General features: G+C 59.4%; 1 protein-coding gene. It reads left to right on the forward strand.

Annotated features, from left to right (window positions below; translation table 11 throughout):
• Nucleotides 1–220 precede the first annotated feature (220 nt).
• Nucleotides 221–649, forward strand: a complete 429-nt coding sequence (locus G6035_RS19670; RefSeq protein WP_176618785.1) for an acyl-CoA thioesterase — start codon at nucleotides 221–223, stop codon at nucleotides 647–649.
• The last annotated feature ends 3 nt before the right edge of the window (nucleotides 650–652 follow it).

The following is a 652-nucleotide window of genomic DNA, read 5'->3' on the forward strand; positions in this document are numbered from 1 at the left end:
GGCCTGGTGCCTGGCATGTGGCGCTTCCTTCCGTGGTCATTCGGATTGGTCCACCAGACGGGCATGACCTGGCACGCCGGTGACACAAATTACGGTACAGCAATTGTTCGCTTTTTGTACAGAGGTTCATATGTCGAACAAATAGACGGTTGCGGGTGTCGACGGGTCGTGGTCCATGATGCGGTGAATCCGCGGGGTGCCAGGGGGCTAGGATCAAGCCATGACTTCCGGCGACATCACCTTTCACACCCGCAAATGGGTCCGTCCCGAGGACCTCAACGCCAACGGCACGCTGTTTGGCGGAAGCCTGCTGCGCTGGATTGATGAGGAGGCGGCGATTTATGCGATCGTCCAGCTGGGCAACGGCAACGCGGTCACCAAGTACATGTCGGAGATCAATTTTGTCTCCTCCGCGGTACAGGGGGACCTCATTGAAATGGGCCTGACGGCAACACACTTTGGCCGCACCTCACTCACGATGCGCGCGGAAGTGCGCAACATGTTCACCCGAGAGTCAATCCTGACGATAGAAAAGATCGTGTTCGTGAACCTGGACGACGACGGCCTGCCGGCGCCCCACGGCTACACGTCAATCACGTACGACCGTGACCGGGTCCCGTACCAGCACCTCGGCACCGCCGGCAGGTAACGA

The sequence above is a fragment of the Arthrobacter sp. SDTb3-6 genome (assembly GCF_013376095.1).
Classification (GTDB): domain Bacteria; phylum Actinomycetota; class Actinomycetes; order Actinomycetales; family Micrococcaceae; genus Specibacter.

Excerpts from the sequence above, each read along its gene's own strand:
- G6035_RS19670 (WP_176618785.1), top strand. The coding sequence starts at position 221 with ATGACTTCCGGCGACATCACCTTTCACACCCGCAAATGGGTCCGTCCC.